This window comes from Streptomyces sp. NPDC037100 (assembly GCF_055606225.1).
On sequence record NZ_JBVJSX010000001.1, the window covers coordinates 155,057 to 181,099 of the forward strand.

The following is a 26,043-nucleotide window of genomic DNA, read 5'->3' on the forward strand; positions in this document are numbered from 1 at the left end:
CTGTCATCAAACAACGGCTCGATCTCCGCACACACGCCCCGCCCGATGTCGGTGGCCTGCACGGCGACGAAGCAGGCGCTGACCGGCCTGACGAAGTCCCTCTCCCTGGACGGACGGCGGTACGGGATCGCGGTGGGGCAGATCGACATCGGCAACGCGGCCACCGACATGACGTCCCGTATGCAGACGGGAGCGCTGCAGGCGAACGGGGAAGTAGCCCCGGAACCGGTCATGGACGTCGCGGACGTGGCCCGCACGGTGCGGCACTTGGCCGAACTGCCGCCGGAGGCGAACGTGCAGTTCGCGACCGTACTGGCGACGGCGATGCCGTACGTCGGCCGTGACTGAGCGCGCGGCAGAATTCGTCAACTCGTCAACCTGCACAAATGGAATAGGGACCTCCGCCCCATTGCGGCCGGTAGGGGGCTTATGCTCAACTCTCCTACACGAAAGCTTCACAGTTGGAGTGGAGCACTTCCGTCGGCCACATCCAGGGGGGAGGCGGCAGTCGTTCCACGGCACCGGGTGGGGGTGGATTCCGCGAGGGACCGCGGAGTACGCACCGGTGGGCGTGGAACGACTGCCGCTCACATCGACGACCGGTGCGGGAATCACGGGCCGAAGCGGGGTCGACGACCGGTGCGGGATCGACGACCGATGCGGAATCACCGGCCGAGCAGCCGGTCGACCTCGGCCGGCTGCGCGCCGGTCCCGGTGAGCGGCCCCATCCCGAGCGGAGTTGACGTAGTCGGTGCCGAGCCGTCGCAGGGAGGCGGTCAGGGCGCGACGCGGTGAAGAGACCTCAGGCCTGCCCGGTCTCGAAGCGGGTGATCCGGCCGTCGTCGTCCACGTGGAAACTCCACCGGGTGCGCATCTCGCCCCAGGTGTCGTTGCTGTAGCGGGCGAGGAGGGAGCGGCCGCCGTTGGACTCGTTGTCGACCTCCATGTGGCCGTGGGAGGAGAAGATCTCCCGGTCCACCCAGTCGGCGAGGTCCCGGTCGGAGCCGTCGTCCGTCATGGTCGCGCCCGGCGCGAGGAGCGCCATGAAGCCCTCGCGGTCATGGTTGTTCACGGCGGCCACGAAGGCCCGGACGGCCGGATCGCTGAGACGCGTGGTCTGAATCGTCATGCGAGCAGCCTCGTACCGGCCGCGGCCCCACGCCACCGGTGCCACCCGAACGGCGTCCCGGACGGGTCCGCGGGGCGCGAGGGTGCGACGGTGGAAACGCGAAGAGGGGCGTTCCTCTGTTCCTGCTGCCTGCTGCCTGCTGAGGGAGACGACGTGAGGCGTGACGACCGACGTGATCTGGGTCTGCTGCTGCTCCGGCTGGGGGCGGGCGGTGTGCTGGCGGCGCACGGCACGCAGAAGCTGTTCGGCTGGTTCGGCGGGCACGGCATCGAGGGCACCGGCCAGTTCATGGAGTCCGTCGGCTACGCCCCCGGCAAGGCGAGCGCGACGGCGGCGGGTCTCGCGGAGACGGGCGGCGGCACGCTGCTGGCCCTGGGCCTGGCGACCCCGGCCGCGGGGGCGGCGGCGGCCGGCGCGATGGCCGGAGCGGCGGCGGTGCACACCCCGAACGGCTTCTTCAACCAGGGCGGCGGGTACGAGTACGCGGCGACGCTGGGCCTCACGGCAGCGGGCCTGGCCATCACCGGCCCGGGCCGCTTCTCCCTGGACCACCTGCTCGGCCACGCGGTGAACCGCGGCTGGATGATCCCGGCGGCCTTCGCGGCGACGGCGGCGGGCACGGCGGTGGTGGTGGGGGCCCGGGCGAGGCGGCTGCGGAAGGCGAAGGAAGGGGAGCAGGAGGCGTTGTTCGAGGAGGAGTACGAGGAGTACATGGAGTAGGGGGCTGGGGGGCCGGATCGGGCCGTTGTCAGACAAGCCGGGGTTCGGGCCGGGGTGTTGTCAGACCCTCGTGCCAGGCTGCGCCCATGACCGACCAGACACCGCCCGGACCCGATCTGTGGACCACCGTCGACACCCTCACGCAGTGGCTCGACGCCAACCGCCCCATCGGGGGCCGCGAGGGCCTCCTCCTGCGCATCCTGAAGCTCTCCGAGGAGGTCGGCGAGGTCTCCGAGGCGGTGATCGGGGCGACGGGCCAGAACCCGCGCAAGGGCGTCTCGCACACGTGGGAGGACGTGCAGGCGGAGCTGTGCGATGTCGTCATCACGGCGCTGGTGGCGCTGCGGACGCTTACGCCGGAGGCTCGGGAGGTATTCGCACGGCACCTGGATCGGGTGACACGACGGTCCACGGCGGCGTCGGCCAGGACGGACGTTCCGCGTCAGTCTCTCTGATCACCGGGTACCGCACGAGAGCCCGTTCGCCTTTCCGCCGAGCGCCCGCACCGGCAGGGGCCCACGCGGCCGGATCCCCGACGAGGTGTCCCCGAGAAGCCGGTCCTGCCTTCACAGTGCGTCCACCGCGCTCACCTTCCACCCGTCGCCCGTGCGGTCCATCGTCATCCGCACCCGGTTCTGGTCCAGGCGGGACCCCGACACCTGGGTGCTCTCGGTGATCTGGTTGACGAAGAGCAGGACGACGACCTTCTCCGGGGAGGCCGAGACGACGGAGGCGGCCGGGGCGCCGCCGGAGCCGGGGGCGGCGACCCTCGCCTTCACCACGCCGCGGTACTTCTCGGCCGTCGGGGCGACCACGGTCTTCGTGGTCTTGCCGTACTCGTCGCGGAAGTCGCCGGTCAGGTGGGCGCGGGCCTTCGAGAAGTCCTTGTCCAGGTGACGGTAGTCGTACGACAGGACGACCGGCGCCGCCTTTCGCGCGGCCGCGAGCGCCTCGGTCCGGGCGGTCTGCGTCAGGCGGCCCTCGCGGTACCGCCATCCCAGGGCGGCGAGCGCGACCAGGCCGACGACGAGCAGGACGGCCAGGACCGAGATGAGCAGCCTGCGTCCCCCGCCGGGACCGTGCTCCCTCCGCTCTTGCGACCCGTCCTCCTCGAACGACTCCGTCGACGGCTCCGGCGGATCGTCCCAGCCGTCCTTCGGGGCCTCGACGAGGACGGTGCGTCCGGCGCGTGGCCGCTCGGCCCGGCGCGGGGACCCCTCGTCGGTGGCCGTCACGGCCCCCGCTTCGCGGTGGCCGCGCTCCGCGCGCTTCGCCGCCGCGCGGGCGGCCGCCGTCATGGTGCGGCGGGCGCCGGGACCGGGGGCGCGGCCGGTGGTCGTCTTCGGCATGGTGGTACTCCTCGTCGCTGCTTGTCGGTCGGCGGATCGGCCCGTGAATCAGCCGACGAACTCGACGTCGGACGTCAGCCAACGGCCGTCCTTGTGTACGAGGTCGAGCTGGAGCCGGTACGTGCGCGCCTCTCCCCCGGGCACCGCGGTGTTGGTCACCTTGCTGTCGGCGACCACCAGCACACGGGCCGAGTCCTCGTCGGAGCGGACGATGCCCGCCTCCAGGACCTGGCCTTCCGACACGGACTTGTTCTGGGCCACCAGCTTCGTCAGCTGCTCCGTCTGGGCGGTGAACTGCTTCCTGAAGGCGCCGGTCGCACCCGCCAGGACATTCGCGCTGTCGCGGTCGTAGTGCCGGTAGTCGAGGGAGGTGAAGTTCAGTGCCGACTGGCGGGCCGCGGCCAGGATGCCCTGGCGTCGTTGGTCCGTCTCGCGCTGTTCGTGGATCACGAAGGTCAGCCAGAGCGCCAGTGCTGTGGTGATGACGGTCGCCGCGACGAGTCCCGCCGTCATCACCCGGGGTGGTACCTGCCTCATGCCATGGGGCCAACGAGCAGCCATTGCCACGACTCCTTTCCGAACACGGCCTGCTGGCCGCCCGCCGAGCCGATCTCGACGTTCCTTCCGTCCGGGCCGGTGGTGGTGCCGGTCTCCGGGTCGTACGGGGTGACGTGCGCCGCCTGGTTCGCGCCGCCGCCCGGTGTCGACGCACCCGGGGCGTTCTGCGCGCCGCGTACCGACGACTCGCTGCCGCGCGGGAGCGTGCAGCGGGCGTCGGTGTTCGCCTCGCGTGTGCTGGTGTCCGCCGGGTCGCGGCGGGCCGTGCCGTACCCCTGGGTGCAGGCCGGCGGTTCGTCGGCGTTCAGCACCAGACCGAAGTGGGTGGTGCCGTCGCCGGGGACGACCGTGTAGCTGCCCGCCACCGTCAGCGGGAAGGTGACGAGGGCCTGCTCCACGCCGGGGAGGCGGGCCAGCGTGACCTGGCCGCCGCTGATCAGGTTGGCCAGCAGGACCGACAGCTGCGGCCCGGTCGCCTTCAGCAGCGAGTTCAGTTCCTGCGCCGCCGGCCGCGCGTTTCCGATCAGCTTGCGCAGGTCCCCGTCACTGGCCTTCAACTGGGCTGACAGCGCCGCCAGATCGCGCGCGAACGACTTGATCGACGAGCCCTGGTCGGCCTGCGTCTTCAGGACCGTCCGTGAGTCCTCGATCAGGTCGATCGTCTCCGGCAGCGCCCCGGACGCCGACTCGATCAGGGTGTTGCCCGAGTCCACCAGGCGGCCCAGGTTCGGTCCGGTGCCGGCGAACGCCTTGCCCAACTCGTCGACCGTGACCCGCAGGTCGTCCTTGCCGACCGAGTTCACCAGGCGGTCCAGGCCGAGGACCATGTCCGTCGTCGACAGCGGCACCCGTGTGCTCTCGCGCGGGATCGTGCTGCCGTCCAGCAGGTACGGGCCGTGGGAGACCCGGGGCTGGAGGTCGACGTACTGCTCGCCCACCGCAGAGCGGTTCGCCACCACCGCCAGCGTGTCCGCCGGGATGTGCGGCGCCCCGTCCTCGATGTCGAGCGTGACCGAGACCCCGTCCGGGCCGGCCAGGCGCAGTGCGCCGACCCTGCCCACCGGCACCCCGCGGTAGGTGACCTCGGCACCGGGGAACACGCCCCCGGAGTCGGCGAAGTCGGCCCGCACGGTGTAGCCGCGGTCCAGGACCTCGTCCACCAGGCCCGTGTACTCGGCGCCGACGTACGACACGCCCACGGCGGTGAGGGTGGCGAAGGCGATCAGTTGCGCCTTGACCGTACGGGTGATCACGGCTGGACCCCCTTCAGCATCAGCTCGGCGAGTTCGAGGTTGATCCCCTCGGCCCGGTAGCCCCCGGTCCGGTAGTCCCGGGGGCCGTAGCCGGCGGTGCACACCGGCGGGCACAGCGGGTCGTCGCCGCCCGAGGGGGCGGACGGGGACGACGGCACGGCCGGACTGCTCGGCAGCGCGGTGGGCTTCGGCACGCCCGGCACGTCCGGCAGATCCGGTGCGTCCGGCAGGTCGGGGGCCTCGGGAAGCTCGGGAAGCTCGGGCACCCGGGTGTCCCCGCCGCCTCCGCCGCCCCGCTCGTCCGTCAGGTTGCCGTAGATCCCGGCGAGATCGAGGTCCGCGGTGATGTGCAGGTTGACGTAGTCCCCCTTGATGGCGTCCACCGCGTTGCGCGGGAAGGGGTAGGTGGTGAGCAGTTCCAGGGAGTTGGGCAGGTCGCTGCCCGCCTTGTTGAGCTGTTGCAGGATCGGCCGGAGCTGCTTGAGGTTGGCGACCGTGTCGTCGTGCGAGGCGTTGACCACCTTGGTGCCGGTCTTTCCCAGCTTGGACAGGGCGGTGAGCATCCTCGTCAGGTCGCGGCGCTGGTCGGCCAGGACCTTCAGGGCGGGCGGCATCGTGTCGACGGCCTCGGCGATCGTCTTCTTCTCCTTGCCCAGCCGTTCGGCCAGCCGGTCCACGGCCTTCAGCGCGCGGACGATGTCCTGGCGCCGGCCGTCCAGGCCGCCGATGAAGGTGTCGAGCTCCTTGAGCAGGGACTTGACCCGGTTCTCCCGGCCTTCCAGGGCCTTGTTCAGCTCCGTGGTGATCGTCTTGAGCTGGGCCACGCCGCCGCCGTTGAGCAGGGCGGACAGGGCGGACAGCACCTCCTCGACCTCCGGGTTGCGGCCGCTGCGGGACAGCGGGATCACATCACCGTCGCGGAGCCGGCCGGCCGGTGTGCTCTCCGGCGGCCCGGACAGCGCCACGTACTTCTCGCCGAGCATGCTGGTCTGCCGCAGCTCGGCGATGGCGTTGCCGGGCAGCTTCACCGAGTCGGCGACCCGGAGGCGGACCCTCGCGTGCCAGCCCTCCAGCTCCACCTTCTCCACCGCGCCCACCGTGACGTTGTCGACCTTGACCGACGACTGCGGAACCAGGTCCAGGACGTCGCGGAACTCGACGGTGACGTGGTAGGCGTGGCCGTCGGCGGCGGCTCCGCCGGGGAGCGGGACGTCGTACCAGCCGTTGAACTCGCAGCCGGACAGGAGCACCGTGCCGACGGCCGCCCACGCGACGGCCCCGCTCTTGCGCGGGGGCCTCATGCGCTCGCCCCCAGGATTCCGCCGAGGGTGCGGTCGACCGTGCCGGCGCCCGAGGTGCCCCGGGGCACCTCGGGCAGGGAGTCGAAGAGGTCTCTCAGGTCCCCGCAGTCGGTCTTCTCCCCGGTCGTCTTCAGGATCGAGCACAGCAGTGCGGCCGGGTCCTGCGGATGGTCCGGGTTGTTGCGGGTGTCGAGGGTGCCGGCGGCAGGGTTGTAGGCGTTGTGCAGGTTCGACACGCCCGTCGGCGCGACCTCCAGCAGCTCCTCCAGCGCCGCCCGTTGGGTGACGAGCACCTTGGTCACCTTGCTCAGGCCCTCCACGTTCGACGTCAGCGACTTCTTGTTCTTCTTCACGAAGGCGGACACGTCGCCGAGCGCCGTGCCGAGGTGTTTCAGCGCCGCCGCCAGGTCCTTGCGCTCGCCCGCGAGTTGCCCGGCGACCTTGGCGAGGCTGGCGTTGAACGACCGCACGCTCTTGTCGTCAGCCGCCAGCGCCGCCGTGAACACCTGGAGGTTGCGGACCGTGCCGAACAGGTCCGTGCGGCCGTCGGACAGGGTCGTGACCGCCTCCGAGAGGTCCTTCACCGTCCGGTGCAGGTTCTCGCCCTGGCCGTCGAGGTTGTCGGCGCTGACGCCGAGCAGCCGTGACAGGGCGCCGTCCTTGTTGGCGCCCTCGGGGCCGAGCGCCTCGGCCGTGGTGTGCAGGCTGTCGAAGACGCGGTCCAGTTCGACCGGCACGGCCGTGCGCGACTCGGGGATCTCGTCCCCGTCCCGCAGTACCGGGCCGCTCCGGTACACCGGCAGCAGCTGCACGTAACGGTCGCTGACCACCGAGGAGTTGATGATCGCGGCCTGCGCGTCCGCCGGGACCTTCCGGTCCGCGTCGTACTCCAGCTCCACCCGCACCCGTCCGCCCTCGGGCGTGATCTTCTTGACCTCGCCGATCCGCACACCCAGCACGCGGACGTCCGAGCCGGGGTAGATGCCGACGGTGCGCGGGAAGTACGCCGTGACGCGGGCCGGTTCGGTCCGCGGCCACAGGACGTAGGTGAGCGCGGCGACCAGGGTCAGGGCGGTCAGCAGGGCCGCGCCCTTCTTCCAACGGTTGCTCACTGCGCGCCTCCCGTCCGCGTCCGCGGCACCACCGGGGCGGCGACCAGGTTCTGGACGTAGGAGTCGAACCAGCGGCCGTTGCCGAGGGTGTTGGTGAAGACCCGCACGTAGGGCGCCAGGAGCTCGATGCTCCGGTCGAGGCTGGACTGGTTGCGTTCGAGCATCTTCACCACGGTGTTGAGGCCCTTGAGCGCGGGCCCGATCTCCTTCTCGTTGTCCTGGACCAGGCCGGAGAGCTGGATGCCGAGCGCGGCGGAGGTCTTCAGCAGCTTGTGGATCGCCGTACGCCGCTTGCTGATCTCCTTGAACAGCTTGTCGCCGTCCTCGACCAGGGCGGTGAAGTCGCCCGACCGGTCGGCGAGCACACCCGTCACGCCGTTCGCGTGGTCGAGGAGCTCCCTGAGGGCCTTGTCGCGCGAGGCCACGGTCCGGGAGATCCGCGACAGGCCCTTGATGGACGACCGCACTTCGGCGGGTGAGTCCTCGAAGGTCGTCGAGATGGTGTCCAGCGCCTTCGCCAGCCGGTCGGTGTCGACCTTCTCCGTCGTGGTGGTGAGATCGCTGAACGCCTGCACGACGTCGTAGGCGGAGACGGTCCGCTTCAGCGGGATCTCGCTGCCGGGCTCCAGCCGGCCCCGTCCCCTGGGGTGCAGGGCGAGGTACTTGGCGCCGAGGATCGTCTTGACCCGGATCGACGCGCCGGTCCCGGTGCCGAACCCCGGCTCGCCCTTGATCTTGAAGGTGACCTTGACATGGTCGCCGTCCAGGTCGACCTCCTCGACCTTGCCGACCTTGACCCCGGCGATCCGCACCTCGTCACCCGGCTTGAGACCGCCCGCCTCCGCGAAGGCCGCACTGTACGTCTCTCCGTCGCCGATCACCGGCAGGCGGTCGGCGTTGAACGCGGCCGCGGTCAGCAGCGCCAGGACGGTGAGGCCGACCGCGCCGATGACGATGGGGTTGCGATCGCGGAAGGGGCCGAGGCGCGGACGGCGGAGCCGTATCCCCGGCAGCTTCGGAGGGTCGATACGGACCTTGACCAGCGGCTGTGGACGCGGCGTGCGGCGCGGCAGGAGCCGTGTCCGCGGCAGCCGTACTCTCGGCAGCTTCGGCGGTTCCACCCGCACCTTGAACATCGGCTCCGGGCGGCGCTTGCGGCTCATGCCCCACACCTCGCCCTCGCCACGTGCATCTCGGGGGTGAGCACCTGCTTCGTCTTCGGCAGCACGATCCGGCCGTCGAAGTCGCACAGGTAGAAGTTGAACCACGATCCGTAGGACGCCGTCCCCGTCAGCTCGCCCAGCTTGTTCGGCAGCCTCTTCAGCACGCCCTCCACGGTCTTCTCGTTGTCGTTCAGCGTCCCGGTGAGGTCGGTCAGTTCCGCGATGTCGTCCTTCAGCGGCGGACGCGCGTCCTTCAGCAGGCCCGAGGTGGCCTCCGTCAGATCGCCGATGCTCACCAGCGACTCCCCGATGGGCTTGCGGTCGGCGGACAGGCCCGAGATGACCCGGCGTAGCTGCTTGAGCAGTCCGGAGAAGCGGGCGCCGCGCTTGTCGAGCGTCTTCAGCACGGTGTTGAGGTTGTCGATCACCGAGCCGATCAGCTTGTCGCGGCCGGCCAGCGTCGTGGTGAGCGACGCCGTGTGCGTGAGCAGGCTGTTGACGGTGCCGCCCTCGCCCTGGAGGGTCTTGATGATCTCGGTGGCGAGCTGGTTGACGTCCTTCGGGCTGAGCGCGGCGAACAGCGGCTTGAAACCGTTCAGCAGCGCGTTCAGGTCGAGGGCGGGCTGGGTGCGCGCGAGCGGGATCGTGCCGCCGGGGCGCAGCCGGGTGCCGTCGCCGGCGCCCTCGGTCAGCGCGACGTAGCGCTGTCCGACCAGGTTGCGGTAGCGGATGACGGCGCCCGTGCTGGTGAGCAGCGGCCGGTTCCGGCTGGCCGTGAAGGTGACCTCGGCCAGCGTCCGGTCCTTGATCCGGATGCCCTCGACCTCGCCGACCCGCACTCCGGCCACCCGGATGTCGTCGCCCTCCTCCAGGCCGGTGACGTCGCTGAAGACCGCGCGGTACTCGTGCTCGGGGGTGAAGGAGATGTTCACGATGGTGGCGGCGAGCAGGGCTGTCGCCACCACCGTCACCAGCGCGAAGAGACTGAACTTGATCAGCGGGGCGGCGGTCTGCCGGGCTCCTGCGGTGCTCATGCGACGCTCACCGCCGTCCCGCGCGCCATCGGCCCGAACAGCAGCGTCGCGACCGGCGGCACCTCGTCGGCGGGCACGCCCAACACCGGCGCCACGAGCGAGCCGACGGCCCGCTGCTCGGCCCGGGTGGCGGAGACGCCGAGCGGACCGCCCGAGGCCGTACCCGGCTTCTTGGAACCGTCGTCGAGGTGGGCGCCCGGCGCCGGCACCGGAGGGTGCGGCAGATCGCGGCAGTTGGGGCCCGACCGCTCGCCGTAGCGCGGTTCCTCACCCGGTTCGTACGCGCCCTGCGGCCGTACGACCTCCAGCGTGATGTGCATCTTCCCGCCCCGGAACGCCTCCTCGGACGCCTTCTCCTGCCGGACCAGGCCGGCCAGCAGACAGGGGTACTGGGGCGAGTAGCGGGCGAACAGCTCCAGCGTGGGGCGGGAGACCCGGCCGAGGGTGATCAGCCGGTCGCCGTTGACGTCGAGGAAGTCCTCGGCGGTGCCCGAGACGGTCGCCGTGGACTCCAGGGCCGCCGCCAGCCGGTCCTTCTGATCGACGATCGTGCGGCTGGTGGTGACGGTGTTGCGCAGGATCTCCATCAGGTCGGGCGCCGCGTCGCCGTAGACCTCGGCGACGTCGGCGAAGCGTGCGATGTCCTCTTTCAGGGACGGCAGGTGCGGATTGAGGCGGCGCAGGTAGGCCTCCACTCGCGTGAGGTTGTCGCCGATCCGGTCGCCGCGTCCCTCCAGGGCGGTGGCGAACGCGGAGAGCGTGGCGTTGAGCTTGCCGGGCTGCACGGTCCGCAGCAGCGGCAGCAGGTCGTTCATCAGCTGCTGGACCTCGATGCCGACGCGGGTGCGGTCCTGGGTGATGACGTCACCGGCGCGAATGGGCCGGCCCGATGAGCCGCGCGGTGCGACCAGGTCGACGTACTTCTCGCCGAACAGCGTCTTGGGCAGCAGGCGCGCGTGCACGTCGGACGGGATGTGGGCGACGTGCTCCGGCTTCAGCGCGATGTCGAGCGTCGCCTTCGTGCCGTCGGCCCGCACCTCGCGCACCTCGCCGACCAGCAGCCCGCGCAGCTTGACGTCGGCCCGCGGATCGAGCTGGTTGCCGAGGCGGTCGGCCTCCAGCGTGATCCGCACGACCGGTGTGAACGCCTGCCGGTAGACGGCGACCGACAGGGACAGCAGCAGCGCGAGCACGGCGATGAAGACGACGCCGTACAACCGCAGTCTCAGCACCTTCATCCGGCGGCTCACCCCGCGATCCGTACGGTCGTGCTGGCGCCCCAGATCGCCAGCGACAGGAAGAAGTCCAGGACGTTGATCGCCACGATCGAGGTCCGCACCGCGCGGCCCACCGCGACGCCGACGCCCGCCGGGCCGCCGCTCGCGTAGTAGCCGTAGAAGCAGTGCACCAGGATGATCAGGACGGCGAAGACCAGCACCTTGCCGAAGGACCACAGCACGTCGACCGGGGGCAGGTACTGCTGGAAGTAGTGGTCGTAGGTGCCCGTGGACTGCCCGTAGTAGCCGGTGGTGATGGTGCGGGCGGCCAGGTACGAGGACAGCAGCCCGATCACGTACAGCGGGATGACGGCCACGAACCCGGCGATCATCCGCGTCGTCACGAGGAACGGCAGCGAGGGCACGCCCATGACCTCCAGCGCGTCGGTCTCCTCGCTGATCCGCATCGCGCCGAGCTGGGCGGTGAACCCGGCGCCGACGGTCGCGGAGAGCGCGAGTCCGGCCACCAGCGGGGCGATCTCACGGGTGTTGAAGTACGCCGAGAGGAACGCGACGAAGTTGGAGGTGCCGAGCTGGTTGAGCGCGGCGTACCCCTGCAGCCCCACCTCCGTGCCGGTGAAGAACGACAGGAAGGCGATCACGCCGACCGTGCCGCCCACGACGGCGAGCGCGCCCCGGCCGAAGCTCACCTCGGCGAGCAGCCGCAGGATCTCCTTCTTGTAGCGGCGCAGGGTGCGGCCGGTCCAGGCCAGTGACCGCCCGTAGAAGGACAGCTGGGCACCCAGCTCTTCCAGGCCTTTCAACAGCGCCATGCCTCAGCCCCTCTGGGGAACGACTTGGAAGTACACGGCGGTCATCACGAAGTTCGTCACGAACAGCAACATGAAGGTGATCACCACCGACTGGTTCACCGCGTCGCCCACTCCCTTGGGTCCGCCCTTCGCGGTCAGCCCCTTGTAGGAGGCGACGATCCCGGCGATCGCACCGAACACCAGCGCCTTGACCTCGGCCGCCCACAGGTCGGAGAGCTGGGCGAGCGTGGTGAAGGAGGCCAGGTAGGCGCCGGGCGTGCCGTTCTGGAGGACGACGTTGAAGAAGTAGCCGCCCGCCACGCCGACCACCGACACCAGGCCGTTGAGCAGCACCGCCACCAGCATCGACGCCAGCACACGGGGGACGACCAGCCGGTGGATGGGGTCGATGCCCAGCACCTGCATCGCGTCGATCTCGTCGCGGATCTTCCGCGCCCCGAGGTCGGCGCAGATCGCCGTGCCGCCGGCGCCCGCGATCAGCAACGCGGTGACGATCGGCGAGGCCTCGCGCAGCACGGCGAGCACGGAGGCGGCCCCGGCGAAGGACTGGGCGCCCAGCTGCCGGGTCAGACTGCCGATCTGGAGCGCGATGACCGCCCCGAAGGGGATGGAGACCAGGGCCGTCGGCAGGATCGTCACGCTCGCGACGAACCACGCCTGCTGGATGAACTCCCGTGTCTGGAAGGGCCGGCGGGGGATCGTCCGGACGACGTCCAGCGCCATCGCGAAGAGGCTGCCGGAGTGCCGCAGCGCTCCGGCCGGTGACAGGCTCATGCGCCGGCCACCTCCTTGTGGTGGAGCCGGCCCTCGCGCCGTGCGATCGCCTCCCAGCGGGGCGGCCGGGTGATGCCCGGTCCCGGCAGCAGGCGGGGAGTCAGCGCCTGGCTGCCGGGAGTCTGTGTGCGCTCGCCGTCGCCGAGGGCGGCGAGCTCCTGCTCGACCTGGGCGGCGTCCTTCTCCTCCGCCATGCCGATCGGGCCCTGCATCCGGCCGTTCAGGAACTGCCGTACGACGGGCTCGTCGCTGGTCAGCAGCTCTTCTCGCGGCCCGAACATCACCAGCTCGCGGCGGAACAGCAGCCCGATGTTGTCCGGCACCTGGCGGGCGGAGGCGATGTCGTGCGTGACGATCAGGAAGGTCGCGTCGATCTGGGCGTTGAGGTCGACGATGAGCTGGTTGAGGTAGGCGACGCGGACCGGGTCGAGACCCGAGTCGGGTTCGTCGAAGAGGATGATCTCCGGGTCGAGGACGAGCGCCCTTGCGAGCCCGGCCCGCTTGCGCATCCCGCCGGAGATCTCACCGGGCAGCTTCCCTTCCGCCCCGATCAGCCCGACCATGTCCATCTTCTCCAGCACGATGCGCCGGATCTCGCTCTCGGACTTACGGGTGTGCTCGCGCAGCGGGAAGGCGATGTTGTCGTACAGGTTCATCGAGCCGAACAGCGCGCCGTCCTGGAACAGCACGCCGAAGAGCTTGCGCACCTCGTACAGGTCGCGCTCGCGGAGCTTGGTGATGTCCCGGCCCTGGATCGTGATCGAGCCGCGCTCCGGCTTCAGCAGTCCGACGAGCGTCTTGAGGAACACCGACTTGCCCGTGCCCGAGGGGCCGAGCATGACCGAGACCTCCCCGGCGGGCAGCGTCAGCGAGACGTCCTGCCAGATGACCTGGTGACCGAAGGACTTGGTCAGCCCTTCCACACAGATCTCGACACCCATCCGGTCCACCCTTCAGCCCATGGAGCAGTGCTCCTGGAGCAGCTCTGACATCTGCTCTACGGGGAGGGGCCGGGCGTCCGTCGCTCGTGTGGCCGATTTTTTTCGGGCGGGTTTCCGGGCGGCGCTTTCGGGTGGGTTTGCGGGCGGCGCCGCCGGGCGGGCTTCCGGGCGGCGCTTGCGGGCGGCGCCTTCGGGTCGGTTTGCGGGCAGCGCTGCCGGGTCGGTTTCCGGGCAGCGCGTACGGGCGGGTTTCCGGGCGGCGCTTGCGGCCGGCGCCTTCGGGTCGGTTTCCGGGCGGCGCTGCCGACGGCGCTTGCGGGCGGCTGCCGGGCGGCGCTACCCGGGCGGGTTTCCTGGCAGCGCTACGGAAGCGGGCTCACCGTGAGCTCGGGGAACGAGATGGGCGGTGCGTCGGAAGCCTCAGGAGCTTCCGGGACAGCCGTGTCCGTCACGTCCGCCGTGTCCGCCACGTCCGCGATGTCCGTCGGCACGGCGGAGGGCTCCACGGGCAGGTCGGGGACGTCGGGGACGTCGGGCACTTGCGGGACCTCCGGCGCGGACAGCCCGGGCAGCGGCGACACCGGGACCTCCGGAACGTCCGGGACCTGCGCGACGACCGGGACCTCCGGCAGCGACGGCACGGACAGCGGGAGGAACGATTCACCGACGGGAGCCTCGGCCGCTCCGCGCGCGCCTGCGGCAGCCGTGGGCTCAGCTCCCCGAGGCGTACGGCCGTCCCCACCGCCGTCCGGCCGTATCGTCTCCGCGTCCGGCGTGGCGACCGTGGGCCGAGGCGCCGTACCGCCACCGCCTCCGCCTCCGCTGCCGTCGAGGGCGTACGGCAGCACGAACCCCGCCACCGCCAGGGACGCCGCCGTCGAGGCGACCGCCACGGCCTGTGCCCTGCCGACCCCGCGCGGCCGCCCCCACCCGATCAGGAACAGCGCGAACCCGAGCGTGGCGGCCAGCGACTGCCGCAGCGTCCGCCGGGCCCGGGCCAGCAGCGACTCGACGGTCCGGTAGCTCAGCCCCATCCGGACGGCGACCTGGCCGACGTCCAGGTCCTCCGACTTCAGCCGCAGCGCCTCGGCCTGCCGCGCGGGCAGCTCACCACTGCGCACCGCCAGCCACTTCGCCTCGGCCCGGTCGCACACCGCCTCCTCGACGGGCACCGGACCGGGGGCGATGAGCGTCGGGCTGGTCCGCACCTCGACCTCGCGGTTCACCTGCCGGTAGCGGTCGACGCACAGCCGCATCGTCACCGTCGTCAGCCAGGCCGCGAGCCGCTCATCGTCCAGGTCGGGCCGCTCGGCGGCGCGCAGCATCGCCTCGTGCACCGCGTCCTCGGCGTCCTCCGCACTCATCGACCTGCGCCGGGCCACCTTGAGCAGGTGCTCACGGTGGCTCCACATACGCCGCCACCGCTCGTCGGCCGCGGTCACCTCCGCTGGTGTCTCTGCGGGCATGTCCGCAGGCGTGTCCGTCGCCATGAGGGCCCCTTCGCGCTCACCCACCGGTCTCGTGCTGTCCGGCGGTGGGCGACATTACCGCCCAGTATCGGCGGTTGTGGAGGGGGAGACGGTCATCGAGTCCGCGCTGTTACTGGTGATCGGGGCGGCGCTGGGCAGCAGGTCGTCGCCGGGGAGCTCCATGTCCGGGGCAGGGACGGTGAGTTGCGGCTCCTCCGTCTCCGAGGGCTCGGCGGCCGGACGGGACGGGGTGACGGCCGGTGAGGCGGAGGCCGACGACGGGCGGGACGGGATGGCGGTCGGACGGCCGGAAGGGGCGGGTGCGGCTCGTTCCGGCTTCGAGGGCGATCGTGACGGCTCGGGGCGCGCGGAGGAGGACCCGGCGGAGCCGTCCGGCACCACACGGTGCCCTTCCAGGAAGTACGCGTACCAGGCCCGGACCGTGCGCAGATAGGCCACCGAGTGGTTGTAGCCCAGGATCGCCCGGTCCAGCGCGGCGGGAACGGAGAGATCCCGCCCGCCCGCACACAGATACCGTCCGGCGGCGAGTGCCGCGTCGAAGACGTTGTTCGGATCCGTACGCCCGTCGCCGTTGCCGTCCGCGCCCCAGCGGGCCCAGGTCGACGGGATGAACTGCATCGGCCCGACCGCACGGTCGTACGCCGTGTCCCCGTCGTGGGCGCCGCCGTCGGTGTCCCGGATCAGCGCGAAGGCCACGCCGTCCAGCCGCGGGCCGAGGATCGGCGCCACGGTCGTACCGTCCGACGTCACCCTTCCGCCCCGCGCCTGCCCCGACTCCACCTGCCCGATCGCCGCCAGCAGCTGCCAGCGCAGCCGGCAGCCGGGCGCCTCCCGCGCGAGCCGGTCCTCGGCCCGCCGATAGGCGGCGAACACGCTCGCCGGCAGCGCGCCGCCCACCACTTCCTCCTCTGCCGCCGCCCCGCCGCCCGTGGGCTTCCCGGTCCGCAGCGGCGGCAGCTCGGTGCGGTACGGCGCGTCACCGGACACGCTGGGTCCGTCCTCGGCAGGTGCCTGACCGCGCGCCGGTGCGGCTGCCCGCGCCGGAACGGCCCCCGGCGCCTGTGACGCGCTGAGCGCCACCATCGCCGCCACCGCGGCCGCCGTACCCCTGACGCGTCTGCCCCTGTGCCCCGCCACGTCCTGTTCCCCTCCCTGTGAGCTCTTCCCGTCGTCTGCTCTACGGGGGAGGGCGGGGGGTCCGTCGCAGGGTTTTGCGCACGTTGCGGCTACGGCGGATTCCGCACTCCGCTCAGCGCTTTCTCCGCTCACTGGTCGACGAGGCGGGTGACCATGTGCTGGGGCACTTTATGAAGTGCGTACAGACCGAGTGCAGACGGGCCGCGGCGGCCGTCAGTTCACCAACCTGTCCCGACGGCGCATCGGCCACGCGTCCAGGTGCAGGACGAAGAGCAAGCAGCGATAGACCACGGCCGCCGGTGGGAGGCCCCGACCACTTCCGGCTGCTGCCGACCCAGTGACTGCTGGGAGAACCGGGAAGCAGCCTGAGCGCCCTGCTCCTCTCCTGGTGCTCGTGCGACCAGGAGAGGAGCAGGTCAGGGACCGTCCTGATGACGTGACTACTTCGCGAGCGCGTACTCGGCCCAGACGGTCTTGCCCGGTCCGTCCGGGCGCGGGCGCCAGTCCCAGCGAGCGGCCAGGTGCGATACGAGGAGCAGCCCGCGGCCGGTTTCCTCGGCGTCCGGGGTGGCGTGGGCGGCGGGGCGGCGAGGGAGGCGTTCGGCGCGGGTGTCGGTGACCTCGACGCGTACGGTGCCGCCGTCGGCGGTCGCGTGAACGCGGACACGGAAGTCCCGGCCGGCGACGTGCCCGTGCCGGACGGCGTTGGCGGTCAGTTCGGCGACGATCAGGAGCAGGTCGTCGTGGTGGTGGGAGTCGTACGGGATGCCCCACTCGTCAAGCCGGAGGGCCGTCAGGCGGCGGGCCAGGCGGGCGCCGCGGGGCGTGGAGGTGAAGCACATCTCGAAGACGCGCCCGGTCTCCGCCGGGTCGCCGAGTTCGGTGGTGCTGCTGGTGCTGTCGGGCTTGGTCATCACGCTGATCACGGTGCCGTTGGTGGCGTAGCGTTACCAGTGGTGACGCACAGACGCGGTGCAGCTGTACGCGCGGTGTGCGCCCTGGTACGAGATGCACGGCGTGACGGCGTCCGGGGGCGGGCGTTGGGCCGGGGAGACAGTGGCTGGGATGACGGAGCGTGCGGGTGCGGACGCCCAGACGGGCGGGGGCGGTGGAGCGGCTGTGAGTCTTGGAGACGCTTGGGAGAGCGGAGACGGCGGGGCGGGGCGACGACCGGAGGACGAGGCCGGGAAGGGCGTGGTCTGCGCGTTCGGCAAGAACCTGAAGACACTGCGCCTGCGGGAGGGCATGGACCGGGAGGAGTTCGGCAAGCGGATCGGGTACTCGGCCGCGACCGTCGCCTCGTACGAGCAGGGGCGGAGGATCCCGTCGCCCAGGACGATCGACCGTGCGGATGAAGTGCTGGGCGCCGGTGGGTTGTTGAGCGTGTGGAAGGAGGAGGTGGAGCGGGCTCAGTATCCGGGGTTTTTTCAGGGGATGGCGGCGCTGGAGAAGGAGTGCATTGAGCTGCTCATGTACGACACACTCGTCGTCAACGGCTTGCTCCAGACCGAGGAGTACATGAGGGCGTTGCTTGGGATGCGGCGTCCGCCATTGACCCCAGAGACCATCGAGCAGCGTGTAGTGGCGCGGCTGGCTCGGCAGGACATCTTTGACCGGTATCCCGCACCACTGCTGAGTTTCGTGCTGGACGAGTCGGTACTGCGACGCCCGTACGGTGGACGGGACGTTCTGCGAGGGCAATTGGAGCAACTTCTCCTGATCGGCCAGAAGCGGAACGTCGAGATCCAGGTCATGCCGCTCGGCTGCGTGGAGAGCGCGGGCGTGGACGGCCCGTTCACCGTCGTCACGCGTACCGACGGCAAGAAGTTCGTGTACGCCGAGGCACAGGGAACCAGCGCCCTTGAGACCGACCCGAAACAGGCAGCTCTCTCCGCCGCACGCTATGGGATCATCCGATCACAGGCTCTCACTCCGCGGGAGTCATTGGAGCTCATCGAAGGGTTGCTGGGATCGCTATGAACAACGCCGAGTCCTCGACCATCACTTCTGACCTGGCCTGGTTCAAGAGCAGCTACAGCGGCGCCGAGGGCGGCCAGTGTGTAGAGGTCGCGGCCGCTACGAGCGCCGTCCACATCCGGGACTCCAAGGAGGTCGCCGGTCCCGTTCTCACGGTGTCACGTGAGGCTTGGGCGGGTTTCGTCGAGTTGATCTGACACTTGTACGGCCACGATCGGTAAGCAGGCTGTACGGCCCTGTGCATTCATTGCGGGAGTCCTGGGGGGTGTGCGGTGAACGGCGCGGGTCACGGGCCTCCGGTCCGGTCAGCCCGTACCGGCCGGGCTGGGTTGGGCGTCGCGGGCTCGTACGCGCTGTCCGCGCAGGTGGAGGTAGGCGTCCGGGTCGGCGTTGACGAACGTCCGTGTGGGCAGCCGGAATCGGTGGACGTAGTGCAGCGTGGTGTGGTGGTTGGAGGGCAGCCGCATCGCTCCCAGCTCGCCGTGGGTGCCGTCCCAGAAGCGGTGCGTGCGGATGCGGCCGCCGGGACGGCCCGCCCGCTCGTAGACCGTCACCTCCAGGCCTCGGCGAACCAATTCGTAGGCACGGCCAGGCCGGAGATGCCGCCGCCGATCACGGCCACCCGGCCCGTGGCGCCGCGCCGCGCCTCCACCAGGTCCGCGGGGAACCGGAAATGTTCGTCGAAGGGGTGCCGGTGTCGGTGTCCGTCATGTCACGGGACGCTACGCAGCAGTGCGGGGCGCGTGGTGGAGGCGGTAGTGCAGTCGCATGAAAACGCCGGGGGCTGCGCGTCCGCCCCGCCTCCCGGTCAGCCGGACTGGCGCACCGGCTCCGATGCCTCCCGTCGTGCGTACGACGCCCAGTCCACGATCTGTACCGCCGCGCCGGCGGCCTCAGTGCCCCGGCAGTGGGCGTGATGCCTGCGGGCGATGCCGTCCAGGTCGAGGTGAGAGCCGAAGGCAGGGTGCGCCGCCAGCCGTCGTGCGTACGCCCACAGACGGGGATGGTCGGTGATCCGGTCAACCGCGGCGGCGTCCAGGTGGTGGCGGTGCACGGTGTCCAGCTGCACCAGCGTCACCCACAACTGCACATCGGCGAAGGTGAGTTCGCTGTCCAGCACGTGCTCCCGGGAGGCGAGCCGCCACTCCAGCACGTCCAGCGCGCGCAGCAGGGTGGCCAGCGCGGTGTCGCGTGCCGACGGGTCGCCACCGGACTGCCCGGCGCGCTGGGCCGCCCAGGTGATGCCCTGCTCGCAGAGCCGGCCCACGGCCTCGATCGCCTCCTCGGCGCCGCACGGGTGGAGCTCAGGGCCATGACCGCCGAACTGCCGGGCCATGTCCCGCAGTATGTCGGGAGTGTGGGTGCTGACGATCCGCCCGGTCCAGTTGTCACTGAGGACCGGCGCCACGGCCGGACCGGGGTGCTGGTGTGAACTGGCCTCGTACAGCGAGCGCAGGGCCCGGTGTCCGCCGCCGGGTGCGTCGGGTACGGCGGGCAGCAGGGTCACCGGGAGGGTGTCGTCGAGACCGAGCAGGCTGTGCGTGACGGCGATCTGCAGGCAGTGCGGACAGGGCAGCGACAGGTGAAGCCGGTAGCGGTGCGGCGCGGCGTAGTAGCCGCTGCGCGCGTCGCGGCCAATCCTGCTCCGGAAGGACGGCACGGCTGTCGGGGATGTGGCGGACATGCGTCTCCCTGGGGGTGCTCGATCACAGGCATACGGGCCTACGGAGGCGACGGCACGCGGCGGCTTCGGCACGAGCCGGGACGTGGTACTTGTGGCGGGAAGGTCAGGCGTGAGCGGGTGCCGGGCCGCCATCCCGCAGGGAACTCGCCGCACTGCACACACGCACGAGATCGATGTGGCGGCGGGACGTCAGCAGGGGCAGCGGCCGGACGGCGACACGGACAGCGTCGCCACCGAGGTCCAGCGCGGCACAGCCCATGATTCCCTACCAGTTCACTAGGATTCCTGTAGTGGAGTGTCAGGGTGCGTCCAAGCTGCGTCAAGAGGGCCGTTCGACCGACACCAGGACGTCTCACCACGTGAGCGGCCGGGCCCCTGGCCCGCCGGGGCGGTCAGGCCACGCGGCCGTTCTCGCCGGCGGCGAGCAGCGCGCGGACCACCTCGACGGCGGCGCTGGTCACCGAGGGGTCCGCTCCATGCCGGGGGCGCGCGCTGAGCCGTACGGGAGAGACGGTGGGCAAGCCATCGACCGTCGTCAGCCCCTCGGGGCGCTGGCCGCCGGGCACGGCGAGCAGCGCGGCGCCCAGTCCGGCGCGGGCCGCGTCCAGGACGCCCGCGAGATACCCGGCCTCGGCGACGACAGTGGCCGGGGTGTGGCCGGCGGCCAGCGCGGTGAGGGCCCGGCGGCGGATGACGCACGTGCCACGAGCGGTTCAGCCGCCGCATCGCAGCCGAAGCGACGGGGACATCGGAGGCACGCGGGGAGCGCGGTGGAGTTCAGCTGCACACCGCAGTGGCGACGCGCATCAGATCGATGGCCCGACTCTTGCGGAAGCGTTCGAAGACCCGCATGCCAGCGAAACTGACGAGCCGTCAAAGTCTGGTCAAAGCAGACCAGTTTGCGCTACCGCCATTGCAACGACACCTTCGTGGAGGTGTCATGTGCTCGTTACCACTGCGGCCGCGGCCACTCACCTGACAGCGTCGGCGAAGGGGACCTGCGCGGAGGGGGTTGCCTGCTTGGCGAAGGGGTGGTGCCACAGGCCCTGCGCCTGAAGCCTCGGCAGCACGCCCTCGCCGAACCAGTACGCCTCCTCCAGGTGCGGATAGCCGGAGAGGACGAACTCCTCGATACCCAGGTCGGCGTACTCCTTGATCCGCTCGGCGACCTCCTCGTGGCTGCCGACCAGCGCTGTACCGGCTCCCCCGCGCACCAGCCCGATACCGGCCCACAGGTTGGGGTGGATCTCCAGCCCGGTGGGGGTCCCCCCGCTCGAGCGAGGTCGAGAGTGGGGGAGGTTTCCGCCGCCGTGCAGGGCGAGCATGCGCTGCTGTCCCTCGGACTCGCTGCGGGCGAGCCCGGCCTGCACGGACTTCACGGTCGCCGGATCGAAACCGTCCAGCAGCCGGTTCGCCTCCGCCCAGGCCTGCTCGGAGGTGTCCCGGGTGATGACGTGCAGCCGGATGCCGAAGCGGAGGGTACGGCCCTCCCTCGCTGCCAGCGACCGGATCCAGGCGATCTTCTCGGCGACGGCGGCGGGCGGTTCACCCCAGGTGAGGTACGTGTCGACGTACCGGGCGGCGACCTCTCCCGCCGCGGGCGAGGAGCCGCCGAAGTACACCTCGGGAACCGGGTCGGGCAGCCGGGCCAGCGTCGCGTCCTCCACGCGCAGGTGCTCACCGTCCAGGTCGACGCTCTTGCCCTCCCACAGTCCCCGTACGATCTGCAGGAATTCGCCGGTACGGCGGTAACGGCCGTCCTTGTCGAGGAAGTCGCCGTAGGCGCGCTGCTCGTGGCTCTCGCCACCGGTGACGACGTTGAGGAGCAGCCGTCCGCCGGTCTGCCGCTGGAAGGTGGACGCCATCTGCGCGGCGAGCGTCGGCGAGACGAAGCCCGGCCGGAAGGCGACCAGGAACTTCAGGCGCTCGGTGTTCTGGCTGACCATCGCGGTCGTGAGCCAGGCGTCCTCACACCAGGCCCCGGTGGGCGTGAGCGCGCCGACGAAGCCCAGGTCCTCGGCGGCGCGGGCGATCTGGCTGAGGTAGGCGACCGTCGGCGGCCGGTCCCGGCCGGAGGCGGTGGCCGGGGTGCCGTGGCCGCCGCCGACGACGTGGCGGCTGTCGCCGTTGGTGGGCAGGAACCAGTGGAAGGTGAGGGACATGCGGGGGGCTCCGATCAGGAGTGCGATCAGGGTTGTTCGTCAGAGGAGGCCGTGCCGGGGCGGCCTGGTGCCGCTCTGCTCGGGGCTCCCCTTGCGGCGCAGCACGCCCACGTACGCGAAGTGGCTCTGCGGGATCTGAGCGAGGCTGGCGTCGGCGGCGGCCGGCAGCCGGAAGATCTCGGCCAGCGTCGCCGCGCCGACGTCCGCGCCGCCGAACTCCGCGGGCACTGTCACCGCGAGCAGACCGGACGCGGACAGCCGCTCACCTCCGCGTGCGGGAGCCGGCGCCGGGCGCCCCGTTCGGAGGCGTCCTTGCGGAAGTCCGCGGCGAGTTCGGCGGCGACGGCGAGAGCCTCGGCGTCGTCGGCGACGACACTCGCGGCGCTCATCCGGCGGCCGCCAGCACCGTCGTACGGCCGCCCAGCGCGGCGGAGAACTGGTCCGTGACCTGCGCGAGGGACTCGGCCGAACCCGGTGCGACGGTCAGCGTTCCGTCGTCGCCGACGGCGATGTCCTTGTCGAGCGTGAACCAGCCCGGGGTGATGTGGGCGGGGCCCATGGAGGCGAGGACGGGGCGCAGGGCGTAGTCGATGGCCAGGACGTGGGCGGTGGAGCCGCCGGTCGCCAGCGGGAGGACCGTCTTGCCCGTCAGTGCGTACTGCGGGAGCAGGTCGAGAAGTGACTTCAGCAGGCCGGAGTAGGCCGCCTTGTAGACGGGGGTGCCGATCACGACGCCGTCCGCCTGCTCGAACAGGGCGGTGGCCCGGGCGATCGCCGGGTGACCGAAGTCGGCGTGCAGCAGGGCCTCGGCGGGGAGCGTACGTACGTCCAGCGGGATCACGTCGTGCCCGTGGGACGTGAGGCGGTCGTCCAGGTGGCGCAGCAGCCGTGCGGTGCGGGAGGTGGCGGAGGGGCTGCCGGAAACGGACAGGATGGTGGCCATGTAAGGACCTTTCGCTTCTTTGTCTCGCGTGCGGGGTGGCGGTCAGGCGTGGGTGGCGGTGGTCGCTGACTCGGGCTGCTGCGCCTCCAGTTCGCGTACCAGCGGCAGCACGCGCTTGCCGAAGTGCTCGACCTCCTCCGGGTAGTGCAGGAAGCCGAGGAGGAAGAGGTCGACGCCGAGGCGCTTGTAGGCGACGGTCCTCCCCCACCCTGCGGCCGGGGGACCCCTATGGCGGCCGGGATCGGAATTCACAGAAGGAGATCGCAGACGGAGCGGGTGGGAGGGTTTCCCTCGGGTGCGCTCAGGCCCGACAGCGACAGCAGGAGCTGGAGACACGCGGTGGCACGGGGGGAATCCTTGAGGGTCGAAGACGGTCCGGGCGGTCGCGCCTCGCACGGGGGCGGTTGAGGGCGCGGAGGCCGTGCGTCTCCGCGCCCTGGACCGGCTACTTGTCGGTCTTGGGAAGGCCGGGCGGGTTGATCTCCGACTTGGTCACCGCCTCGTCGGAGAGGCCCCAGCGCTTCAGCACCTTCGCGTACGTCCCGTTCTCGATGACGTGGTTGAGGGCGTCGGCGAGCGGCTTGACCAGGCCGCTGTCCTTCTTGGTCGTGGCCGCGATGAGGCCCTGGAGGGTGGCGCCGGCGCCGGAGTAGGTGCCGACGACCTCGGTGCGGCCGGAGGTGGCCGCGTGGTAGGCGGCGGTCGGGTTGGGGCCGAGGTAGAGATCGATGCGGCCGGACTGGAGGGCGAGATAGGTGTCGCTGTCGTTCTGGTAGTACTTGATGTTCACCGGCTTGCGGCCGGCCTTCTCGTTCTCCTTGCTCCATTCGATGAGCAACTTCTCCTGGTTGGTGCCGCTGCCCACCGCGACCGTCCTGCCCGCCACGTCCTCGGGCCCGGTGACCTTCAGTCCGCTGCCCTTCTTCGCCTCGAAGCCCAGGTTGTCCTCACGGTAGGTGGCGAAGTCGTACTTCTCCTTGCGCTCCTCGGTGACGGTGATGTTGCTGAAGCCGACGTCGTACTTGGCGCTGTCGAGGCCGACGAAGATGTTCTCCCAGGAGACGGTGTTGATGTGCAGTTCGAGGCCGAGGACGTCGGCGACCAGGGAGGCGATGTCGGGCTCGACTCCGATGACGGTCTTGTTGTCGGTGGCGTGGAAGGTCAGCGGCGCGGCGGAGCCGGACGAGTCGACGATCTCCAGGGTGCCTCTCTTGCGGATCTTCTCCGGGACCTCGTCGGCTATGGAGTCGACCTTGTCGGTGGTGATGCGGTTCTGGTCGGGACTGACGTTGATCTTCGTCTTGCTGCCCGACGTGGCCGCGACCTCGGTCGTGCCGCCGTCGTCGGGGTTGCTGCACGCGGCGAGGACGAGGGCGGTGGCGAGACCGAGCGCGGTTGCGGCGGTGCGGCGGCGGATGATCGAGGTGGACATGGTCGTGCTCCTTGCTTGCGGAAACGGGTGACGGTCGGTCAGAGGACCTTGGAGAGGAAGGCGCGGGTTCGCTCGTGCTGCGGGTCGTCCAGGACGGCCGAGGGCGGGCCCTGCTCCACGACGACACCGCCGTCCATGAACACCACGGTGTCGGCGACCTCGCGGGCGAAGCCGATCTCGTGGGTCACGACGATCATGGTGGTTCCGGTGCGGGCCAGGTCCTTGATGACGTCGAGGACTTCGCCGACCAGTTCCGGGTCGAGCGCCGAGGTGGGCTCGTCGAAGAGCAGCACCTTCGGTTCGAGGGCGAGTGCGCGGGCGATGGCCACGCGCTGCTGCTGGCCGCCGGAGAGCTGCCGGGGGTAGGCGTCGGCCTTGTCGGCGAGGCCGACCCTGTCGAGGAGCCGGCGGGCTGTCTCCTCCGCTGCCTTGCGCGGGCGGCGCAGTGCGGAGACGGGCGCCTCGATCAGGTTCTCCAGCACGGTCAGGTGGGGGAAGAGGTTGAAGTTCTGGAAGACGAACCCGATGTGGGTGCGCTGCTTCAGAACGTCCTTCTCCTTCAGTTCGTGCAGCTTGCTCCCGGAGCGGCGGTAGCCGATGAGTTCGCCGTCGATGCTGATCCAGCCGCGGTTGACCTTCTCCAGGTGGTTGATGGTGCGCAGCAGCGTGGACTTGCCGGAGCCGGACGGGCCGAGGATCACGGTGACCTCGCCGGCGCGCACCTGAAGGTCGACGCCGCGCAGCACCTCCAGGGGGCCGAAGCTCTTGTGGACGCCGTGGACGTCCACCATCACCTGACTCATCGGCTGTCTCCCAGGGGTCCAGGGGTCTTCAGAGGTACGACGGGCTCGTTGTGCTGGGCCGCCGCCGCGCGCAGGGTGCGTACGAAGCGCCGGGCGCGCTGGAGCGGGGTGGGCGGCGGGGTGCGGTTGGCGCCCCGGGCGTAGCGGCGCTCCACGTAGTACTGGGCGACCGACAGCAGGGAGGTGAGGACGACGTACCAGGCGGTGGCGACCAGCAGCAGCGGGATCACGCGGCCGTTGCGGCCGTAGATCACCTGCACCTGATAGAAGAGCTCGCCGATGGACATCACGTACACCACCGAGGTGCCCTTGAGCAGGCCGATGATCTCGTTGCCGGCCGTGGGCAGGATGGCGCGCATGGCCTGGGGCAGCACGATCCGGCGGATCTGCCGCAGCCGGGGGATGCCCAATGCGGCGGCTGCCTCCAACTGTCCGTGGTCGACCGAGACGACGCCACCGCGGACGATTTCGGCGGCGTAGGCCGCCTGATGCAGCGTCAGCCCAATGATCGCGGCGCCCATTGTGCCGATGATGCTGTTGCTGTCGACGGACCAGAACACCGGGCCGAAGGGGATGCCGAAGCCCAACCTCTCGTACAGCGCGCTCAGGTTGAACCAGAACACCAGCTGGACGATCATCGGAATCGACCGGAAGATCCAGATGTAGGTCCAGGCGACGGTCTGCAGCACCGGACTGCGCGACAGCCGCATGAAGGCCAGGACGGTGCCCAGGAGGAATCCCAGCACGGTGGCGTAGGCGGTGAGCTGGAGGGTCACCCACACCGCCTGCACGATCGTCTCGGACAGGACGTAGTCGCTGAAGACGCCCCACTCCCACACGGGGTTGGTGGCCAGACCGTGGACGAACTGGGCGATCAGCACGATCACGGCGACGGCCGCCACCCAGCGGGCGTAGTGGCGGGCGGGTACGACCTTGAGGAAGGCCGGATCGTCCGGGGCGGGCGGGGCTTGTGGGCCGGTGCCCGGGGTGGCCGCGCCGGGCGGCGCGGTGTCGGTGGTGGATGCCATCGT

General features: G+C 70.9%; 27 protein-coding genes and 3 pseudogenes. 5 read left to right on the forward strand and 25 right to left on the reverse strand.

Annotated features, from left to right (window positions below; translation table 11 throughout):
* Window positions 1-9 precede the first annotated feature (9 nt).
* Window positions 10-348: pseudogene (locus ACZ7EG_RS00700) on the forward strand (SDR family oxidoreductase); the annotation flags it as partial.
* Window positions 349-802: 454 nt separating this feature from the next.
* Here ACZ7EG_RS00700 and ACZ7EG_RS00705 read toward each other — a convergent pair.
* Window positions 803-1,129 carry a nuclear transport factor 2 family protein gene (locus ACZ7EG_RS00705; protein WP_471070295.1) on the reverse strand — a complete coding sequence of 109 codons (327 nt, stop codon included), beginning with the start codon at window positions 1,127-1,129 and terminating at the stop codon, window positions 803-805.
* 153 nt (window positions 1,130-1,282) lie between these two features.
* Between ACZ7EG_RS00705 and ACZ7EG_RS00710 the strand changes: the two genes are divergently transcribed.
* Window positions 1,283-1,849 (forward strand): DoxX family protein, encoded by a 567-nt coding sequence (locus tag ACZ7EG_RS00710; RefSeq protein WP_471070297.1) that lies wholly within the window; start codon window positions 1,283-1,285, stop codon window positions 1,847-1,849.
* An 86-nt stretch (window positions 1,850-1,935) separates the two neighbouring features.
* On the forward strand, window positions 1,936-2,304 hold the full coding sequence (locus tag ACZ7EG_RS00715; protein ID WP_471070299.1) for a MazG-like family protein: 369 nt from the start codon (window positions 1,936-1,938) through the stop codon (window positions 2,302-2,304).
* A gap of 111 nt (window positions 2,305-2,415) precedes the next feature.
* Here ACZ7EG_RS00715 and ACZ7EG_RS00720 read toward each other — a convergent pair whose 3' ends face one another.
* From ACZ7EG_RS00720 to ACZ7EG_RS00785, 14 genes are all read right to left on the reverse strand, one after another.
* Window positions 2,416-3,198: a hypothetical protein gene (locus ACZ7EG_RS00720; RefSeq protein ID WP_471070301.1), complete on the reverse strand. Its 783-nt coding sequence runs from the start codon at window positions 3,196-3,198 to the stop codon at window positions 2,416-2,418.
* Window positions 3,199-3,246: 48 nt separating this feature from the next.
* Entirely contained in the window at window positions 3,247-3,711 is a 465-nt protein-coding gene (locus ACZ7EG_RS00725) for a hypothetical protein (RefSeq protein ID WP_471070303.1), read from the reverse strand.
* A gap of 20 nt (window positions 3,712-3,731) precedes the next feature.
* A complete protein-coding gene (locus ACZ7EG_RS00730) occupies window positions 3,732-5,009 on the reverse strand; it encodes an MCE family protein (RefSeq protein WP_471070305.1) in 1,278 nt (425 codons plus the stop codon).
* Complete coding sequence (locus ACZ7EG_RS00735) at window positions 5,006-6,310, reverse strand: MCE family protein (RefSeq protein WP_471070307.1); 1,305 nt, start codon at window positions 6,308-6,310, stop codon at window positions 5,006-5,008. The genes ACZ7EG_RS00730 and ACZ7EG_RS00735 overlap by 4 nt, the downstream gene beginning before the upstream one ends.
* Window positions 6,307-7,422: an MCE family protein gene (locus ACZ7EG_RS00740; protein ID WP_471070309.1), complete on the reverse strand. Its 1,116-nt coding sequence runs from the start codon at window positions 7,420-7,422 to the stop codon at window positions 6,307-6,309. Before ACZ7EG_RS00740 ends, ACZ7EG_RS00735 begins: the two co-directional genes overlap by 4 nt.
* Window positions 7,419-8,585 carry an MCE family protein gene (locus tag ACZ7EG_RS00745; RefSeq protein WP_471070312.1) on the reverse strand — a complete coding sequence of 389 codons (1,167 nt, stop codon included), beginning with the start codon at window positions 8,583-8,585 and terminating at the stop codon, window positions 7,419-7,421. Before ACZ7EG_RS00745 ends, ACZ7EG_RS00740 begins: the two co-directional genes overlap by 4 nt.
* Complete coding sequence (locus ACZ7EG_RS00750; protein WP_471070315.1) at window positions 8,582-9,619, reverse strand: MCE family protein; 1,038 nt, start codon at window positions 9,617-9,619, stop codon at window positions 8,582-8,584. Before ACZ7EG_RS00750 ends, ACZ7EG_RS00745 begins: the two co-directional genes overlap by 4 nt.
* The gene (locus ACZ7EG_RS00755) at window positions 9,616-10,857 is read right to left on the reverse strand and encodes an MCE family protein (RefSeq protein ID WP_471070317.1); all 1,242 of its coding nucleotides are present in this window, start codon (window positions 10,855-10,857) and stop codon (window positions 9,616-9,618) included. Before ACZ7EG_RS00755 ends, ACZ7EG_RS00750 begins: the two co-directional genes overlap by 4 nt.
* An 8-nt stretch (window positions 10,858-10,865) precedes the next feature.
* Window positions 10,866-11,669, reverse strand: coding sequence for an MlaE family ABC transporter permease (locus ACZ7EG_RS00760; protein WP_328338145.1), 804 nt, complete (start codon window positions 11,667-11,669; stop codon window positions 10,866-10,868).
* Between the two features lie 3 nt (window positions 11,670-11,672).
* On the reverse strand, window positions 11,673-12,443 hold the full coding sequence (locus tag ACZ7EG_RS00765) for an MlaE family ABC transporter permease (RefSeq protein ID WP_402243418.1): 771 nt from the start codon (window positions 12,441-12,443) through the stop codon (window positions 11,673-11,675).
* A complete protein-coding gene (locus ACZ7EG_RS00770; RefSeq protein WP_471070321.1) occupies window positions 12,440-13,384 on the reverse strand; it encodes an ABC transporter ATP-binding protein in 945 nt (314 codons plus the stop codon). The genes ACZ7EG_RS00765 and ACZ7EG_RS00770 overlap by 4 nt, the downstream gene beginning before the upstream one ends.
* A gap of 362 nt (window positions 13,385-13,746) precedes the next feature.
* Complete coding sequence (locus tag ACZ7EG_RS00775) at window positions 13,747-14,874, reverse strand: RNA polymerase sigma factor (RefSeq protein ID WP_471070323.1); 1,128 nt, start codon at window positions 14,872-14,874, stop codon at window positions 13,747-13,749.
* A 54-nt stretch (window positions 14,875-14,928) separates the two neighbouring features.
* Complete coding sequence (locus tag ACZ7EG_RS00780) at window positions 14,929-15,957, reverse strand: lytic transglycosylase domain-containing protein (RefSeq protein WP_471072394.1); 1,029 nt, start codon at window positions 15,955-15,957, stop codon at window positions 14,929-14,931.
* Between the two features lie 494 nt (window positions 15,958-16,451).
* Window positions 16,452-16,925, reverse strand: a complete 474-nt coding sequence (locus tag ACZ7EG_RS00785) for an ATP-binding protein (protein WP_471072397.1) — start codon at window positions 16,923-16,925, stop codon at window positions 16,452-16,454.
* Between the two features lie 151 nt (window positions 16,926-17,076).
* Between ACZ7EG_RS00785 and ACZ7EG_RS00790 the strand changes: the two genes are divergently transcribed.
* Window positions 17,077-17,991, forward strand: a complete 915-nt coding sequence (locus tag ACZ7EG_RS00790; protein ID WP_471070326.1) for a helix-turn-helix domain-containing protein — start codon at window positions 17,077-17,079, stop codon at window positions 17,989-17,991.
* Window positions 17,988-18,185: a DUF397 domain-containing protein gene (locus ACZ7EG_RS00795; RefSeq protein ID WP_471070329.1), complete on the forward strand. Its 198-nt coding sequence runs from the start codon at window positions 17,988-17,990 to the stop codon at window positions 18,183-18,185. The genes ACZ7EG_RS00790 and ACZ7EG_RS00795 overlap by 4 nt, the downstream gene beginning before the upstream one ends.
* A 108-nt stretch (window positions 18,186-18,293) precedes the next feature.
* Here the strand turns inward: ACZ7EG_RS00795 and ACZ7EG_RS00800 are convergent, their stop codons facing one another.
* The 10 genes and pseudogenes from ACZ7EG_RS00800 to ACZ7EG_RS00845 all read right to left on the reverse strand — a co-directional run bounded on the left by ACZ7EG_RS00800 (window position 18,294) and on the right by ACZ7EG_RS00845 (window position 26,040).
* Window positions 18,294-18,542: an FAD-dependent oxidoreductase gene (locus ACZ7EG_RS00800; protein WP_471070332.1), complete on the reverse strand. Its 249-nt coding sequence runs from the start codon at window positions 18,540-18,542 to the stop codon at window positions 18,294-18,296.
* Window positions 18,543-18,796: 254 nt separating this feature from the next.
* Window positions 18,797-19,672 (reverse strand): glutathione S-transferase C-terminal domain-containing protein, encoded by an 876-nt coding sequence (locus ACZ7EG_RS00805; protein WP_471070334.1) that lies wholly within the window; start codon window positions 19,670-19,672, stop codon window positions 18,797-18,799.
* Between the two features lie 392 nt (window positions 19,673-20,064).
* Window positions 20,065-20,193, reverse strand: a complete 129-nt coding sequence (locus ACZ7EG_RS00810; protein ID WP_471070336.1) for a hypothetical protein — start codon at window positions 20,191-20,193, stop codon at window positions 20,065-20,067.
* A 450-nt stretch (window positions 20,194-20,643) separates the two neighbouring features.
* Complete coding sequence (locus ACZ7EG_RS00815; protein WP_471070338.1) at window positions 20,644-21,834, reverse strand: LLM class flavin-dependent oxidoreductase; 1,191 nt, start codon at window positions 21,832-21,834, stop codon at window positions 20,644-20,646.
* Between the two features lie 75 nt (window positions 21,835-21,909).
* Window positions 21,910-22,223: pseudogene (locus tag ACZ7EG_RS00820) on the reverse strand (acyl-CoA dehydrogenase family protein); the annotation flags it as partial.
* Window positions 22,220-22,777, reverse strand: a complete 558-nt coding sequence (ssuE, locus tag ACZ7EG_RS00825; protein WP_471070340.1) for an NADPH-dependent FMN reductase — start codon at window positions 22,775-22,777, stop codon at window positions 22,220-22,222. The gene ssuE and the pseudogene ACZ7EG_RS00820, both read right to left, overlap by 4 nt.
* 42 nt (window positions 22,778-22,819) lie before the next feature.
* A pseudogene (locus ACZ7EG_RS00830) lies at window positions 22,820-22,978 on the reverse strand (dimethylsulfone monooxygenase SfnG); the annotation flags it as partial.
* A 244-nt stretch (window positions 22,979-23,222) separates the two neighbouring features.
* On the reverse strand, window positions 23,223-24,209 hold the full coding sequence (locus ACZ7EG_RS00835) for an ABC transporter substrate-binding protein (RefSeq protein ID WP_471070343.1): 987 nt from the start codon (window positions 24,207-24,209) through the stop codon (window positions 23,223-23,225).
* A 38-nt stretch (window positions 24,210-24,247) separates the two neighbouring features.
* The gene (locus ACZ7EG_RS00840; RefSeq protein WP_471070345.1) at window positions 24,248-25,012 is read right to left on the reverse strand and encodes an amino acid ABC transporter ATP-binding protein; all 765 of its coding nucleotides are present in this window, start codon (window positions 25,010-25,012) and stop codon (window positions 24,248-24,250) included.
* Window positions 25,009-26,040, reverse strand: a complete 1,032-nt coding sequence (locus tag ACZ7EG_RS00845) for an amino acid ABC transporter permease (RefSeq protein WP_471070347.1) — start codon at window positions 26,038-26,040, stop codon at window positions 25,009-25,011. Before ACZ7EG_RS00845 ends, ACZ7EG_RS00840 begins: the two co-directional genes overlap by 4 nt.
* Between the last annotated feature and the right edge of the window lie 3 nt (window positions 26,041-26,043).

Excerpts from the sequence above, each read along its gene's own strand:
- ACZ7EG_RS00705 (WP_471070295.1), bottom strand. The coding sequence starts at position 1,129 with ATGACGATTCAGACCACGCGTCTCAGCGATCCGGCCGTCCGGGCCTTC.
- ACZ7EG_RS00715 (WP_471070299.1), top strand. The coding sequence starts at position 1,936 with ATGACCGACCAGACACCGCCCGGACCCGATCTGTGGACCACCGTCGAC.
- ACZ7EG_RS00720 (WP_471070301.1), bottom strand. The coding sequence starts at position 3,198 with ATGCCGAAGACGACCACCGGCCGCGCCCCCGGTCCCGGCGCCCGCCGC.
- ACZ7EG_RS00725 (WP_471070303.1), bottom strand. The coding sequence starts at position 3,711 with ATGACGGCGGGACTCGTCGCGGCGACCGTCATCACCACAGCACTGGCG.
- ACZ7EG_RS00735 (WP_471070307.1), bottom strand. The coding sequence starts at position 6,310 with ATGAGGCCCCCGCGCAAGAGCGGGGCCGTCGCGTGGGCGGCCGTCGGC.
- ACZ7EG_RS00745 (WP_471070312.1), bottom strand. The coding sequence starts at position 8,585 with ATGAGCCGCAAGCGCCGCCCGGAGCCGATGTTCAAGGTGCGGGTGGAA.
- ACZ7EG_RS00750 (WP_471070315.1), bottom strand. The coding sequence starts at position 9,619 with ATGAGCACCGCAGGAGCCCGGCAGACCGCCGCCCCGCTGATCAAGTTC.
- ACZ7EG_RS00755 (WP_471070317.1), bottom strand. The coding sequence starts at position 10,857 with ATGAAGGTGCTGAGACTGCGGTTGTACGGCGTCGTCTTCATCGCCGTG.
- ACZ7EG_RS00760 (WP_328338145.1), bottom strand. The coding sequence starts at position 11,669 with ATGGCGCTGTTGAAAGGCCTGGAAGAGCTGGGTGCCCAGCTGTCCTTC.
- ACZ7EG_RS00765 (WP_402243418.1), bottom strand. The coding sequence starts at position 12,443 with ATGAGCCTGTCACCGGCCGGAGCGCTGCGGCACTCCGGCAGCCTCTTC.
- ACZ7EG_RS00770 (WP_471070321.1), bottom strand. The coding sequence starts at position 13,384 with ATGGGTGTCGAGATCTGTGTGGAAGGGCTGACCAAGTCCTTCGGTCAC.
- ACZ7EG_RS00775 (WP_471070323.1), bottom strand. The coding sequence starts at position 14,874 with ATGGCGACGGACACGCCTGCGGACATGCCCGCAGAGACACCAGCGGAG.
- ACZ7EG_RS00780 (WP_471072394.1), bottom strand. The coding sequence starts at position 15,957 with ATGGTGGCGCTCAGCGCGTCACAGGCGCCGGGGGCCGTTCCGGCGCGG.
- ACZ7EG_RS00785 (WP_471072397.1), bottom strand. The coding sequence starts at position 16,925 with ATGACCAAGCCCGACAGCACCAGCAGCACCACCGAACTCGGCGACCCG.
- ACZ7EG_RS00790 (WP_471070326.1), top strand. The coding sequence starts at position 17,077 with ATGACGGAGCGTGCGGGTGCGGACGCCCAGACGGGCGGGGGCGGTGGA.
- ACZ7EG_RS00795 (WP_471070329.1), top strand. The coding sequence starts at position 17,988 with ATGAACAACGCCGAGTCCTCGACCATCACTTCTGACCTGGCCTGGTTC.
- ACZ7EG_RS00805 (WP_471070334.1), bottom strand. The coding sequence starts at position 19,672 with ATGTCCGCCACATCCCCGACAGCCGTGCCGTCCTTCCGGAGCAGGATT.
- ACZ7EG_RS00815 (WP_471070338.1), bottom strand. The coding sequence starts at position 21,834 with ATGTCCCTCACCTTCCACTGGTTCCTGCCCACCAACGGCGACAGCCGC.
- ssuE (WP_471070340.1), bottom strand. The coding sequence starts at position 22,777 with ATGGCCACCATCCTGTCCGTTTCCGGCAGCCCCTCCGCCACCTCCCGC.
- ACZ7EG_RS00835 (WP_471070343.1), bottom strand. The coding sequence starts at position 24,209 with ATGTCCACCTCGATCATCCGCCGCCGCACCGCCGCAACCGCGCTCGGT.
- ACZ7EG_RS00840 (WP_471070345.1), bottom strand. The coding sequence starts at position 25,012 with ATGAGTCAGGTGATGGTGGACGTCCACGGCGTCCACAAGAGCTTCGGC.
- ACZ7EG_RS00845 (WP_471070347.1), bottom strand. The coding sequence starts at position 26,040 with ATGGCATCCACCACCGACACCGCGCCGCCCGGCGCGGCCACCCCGGGC.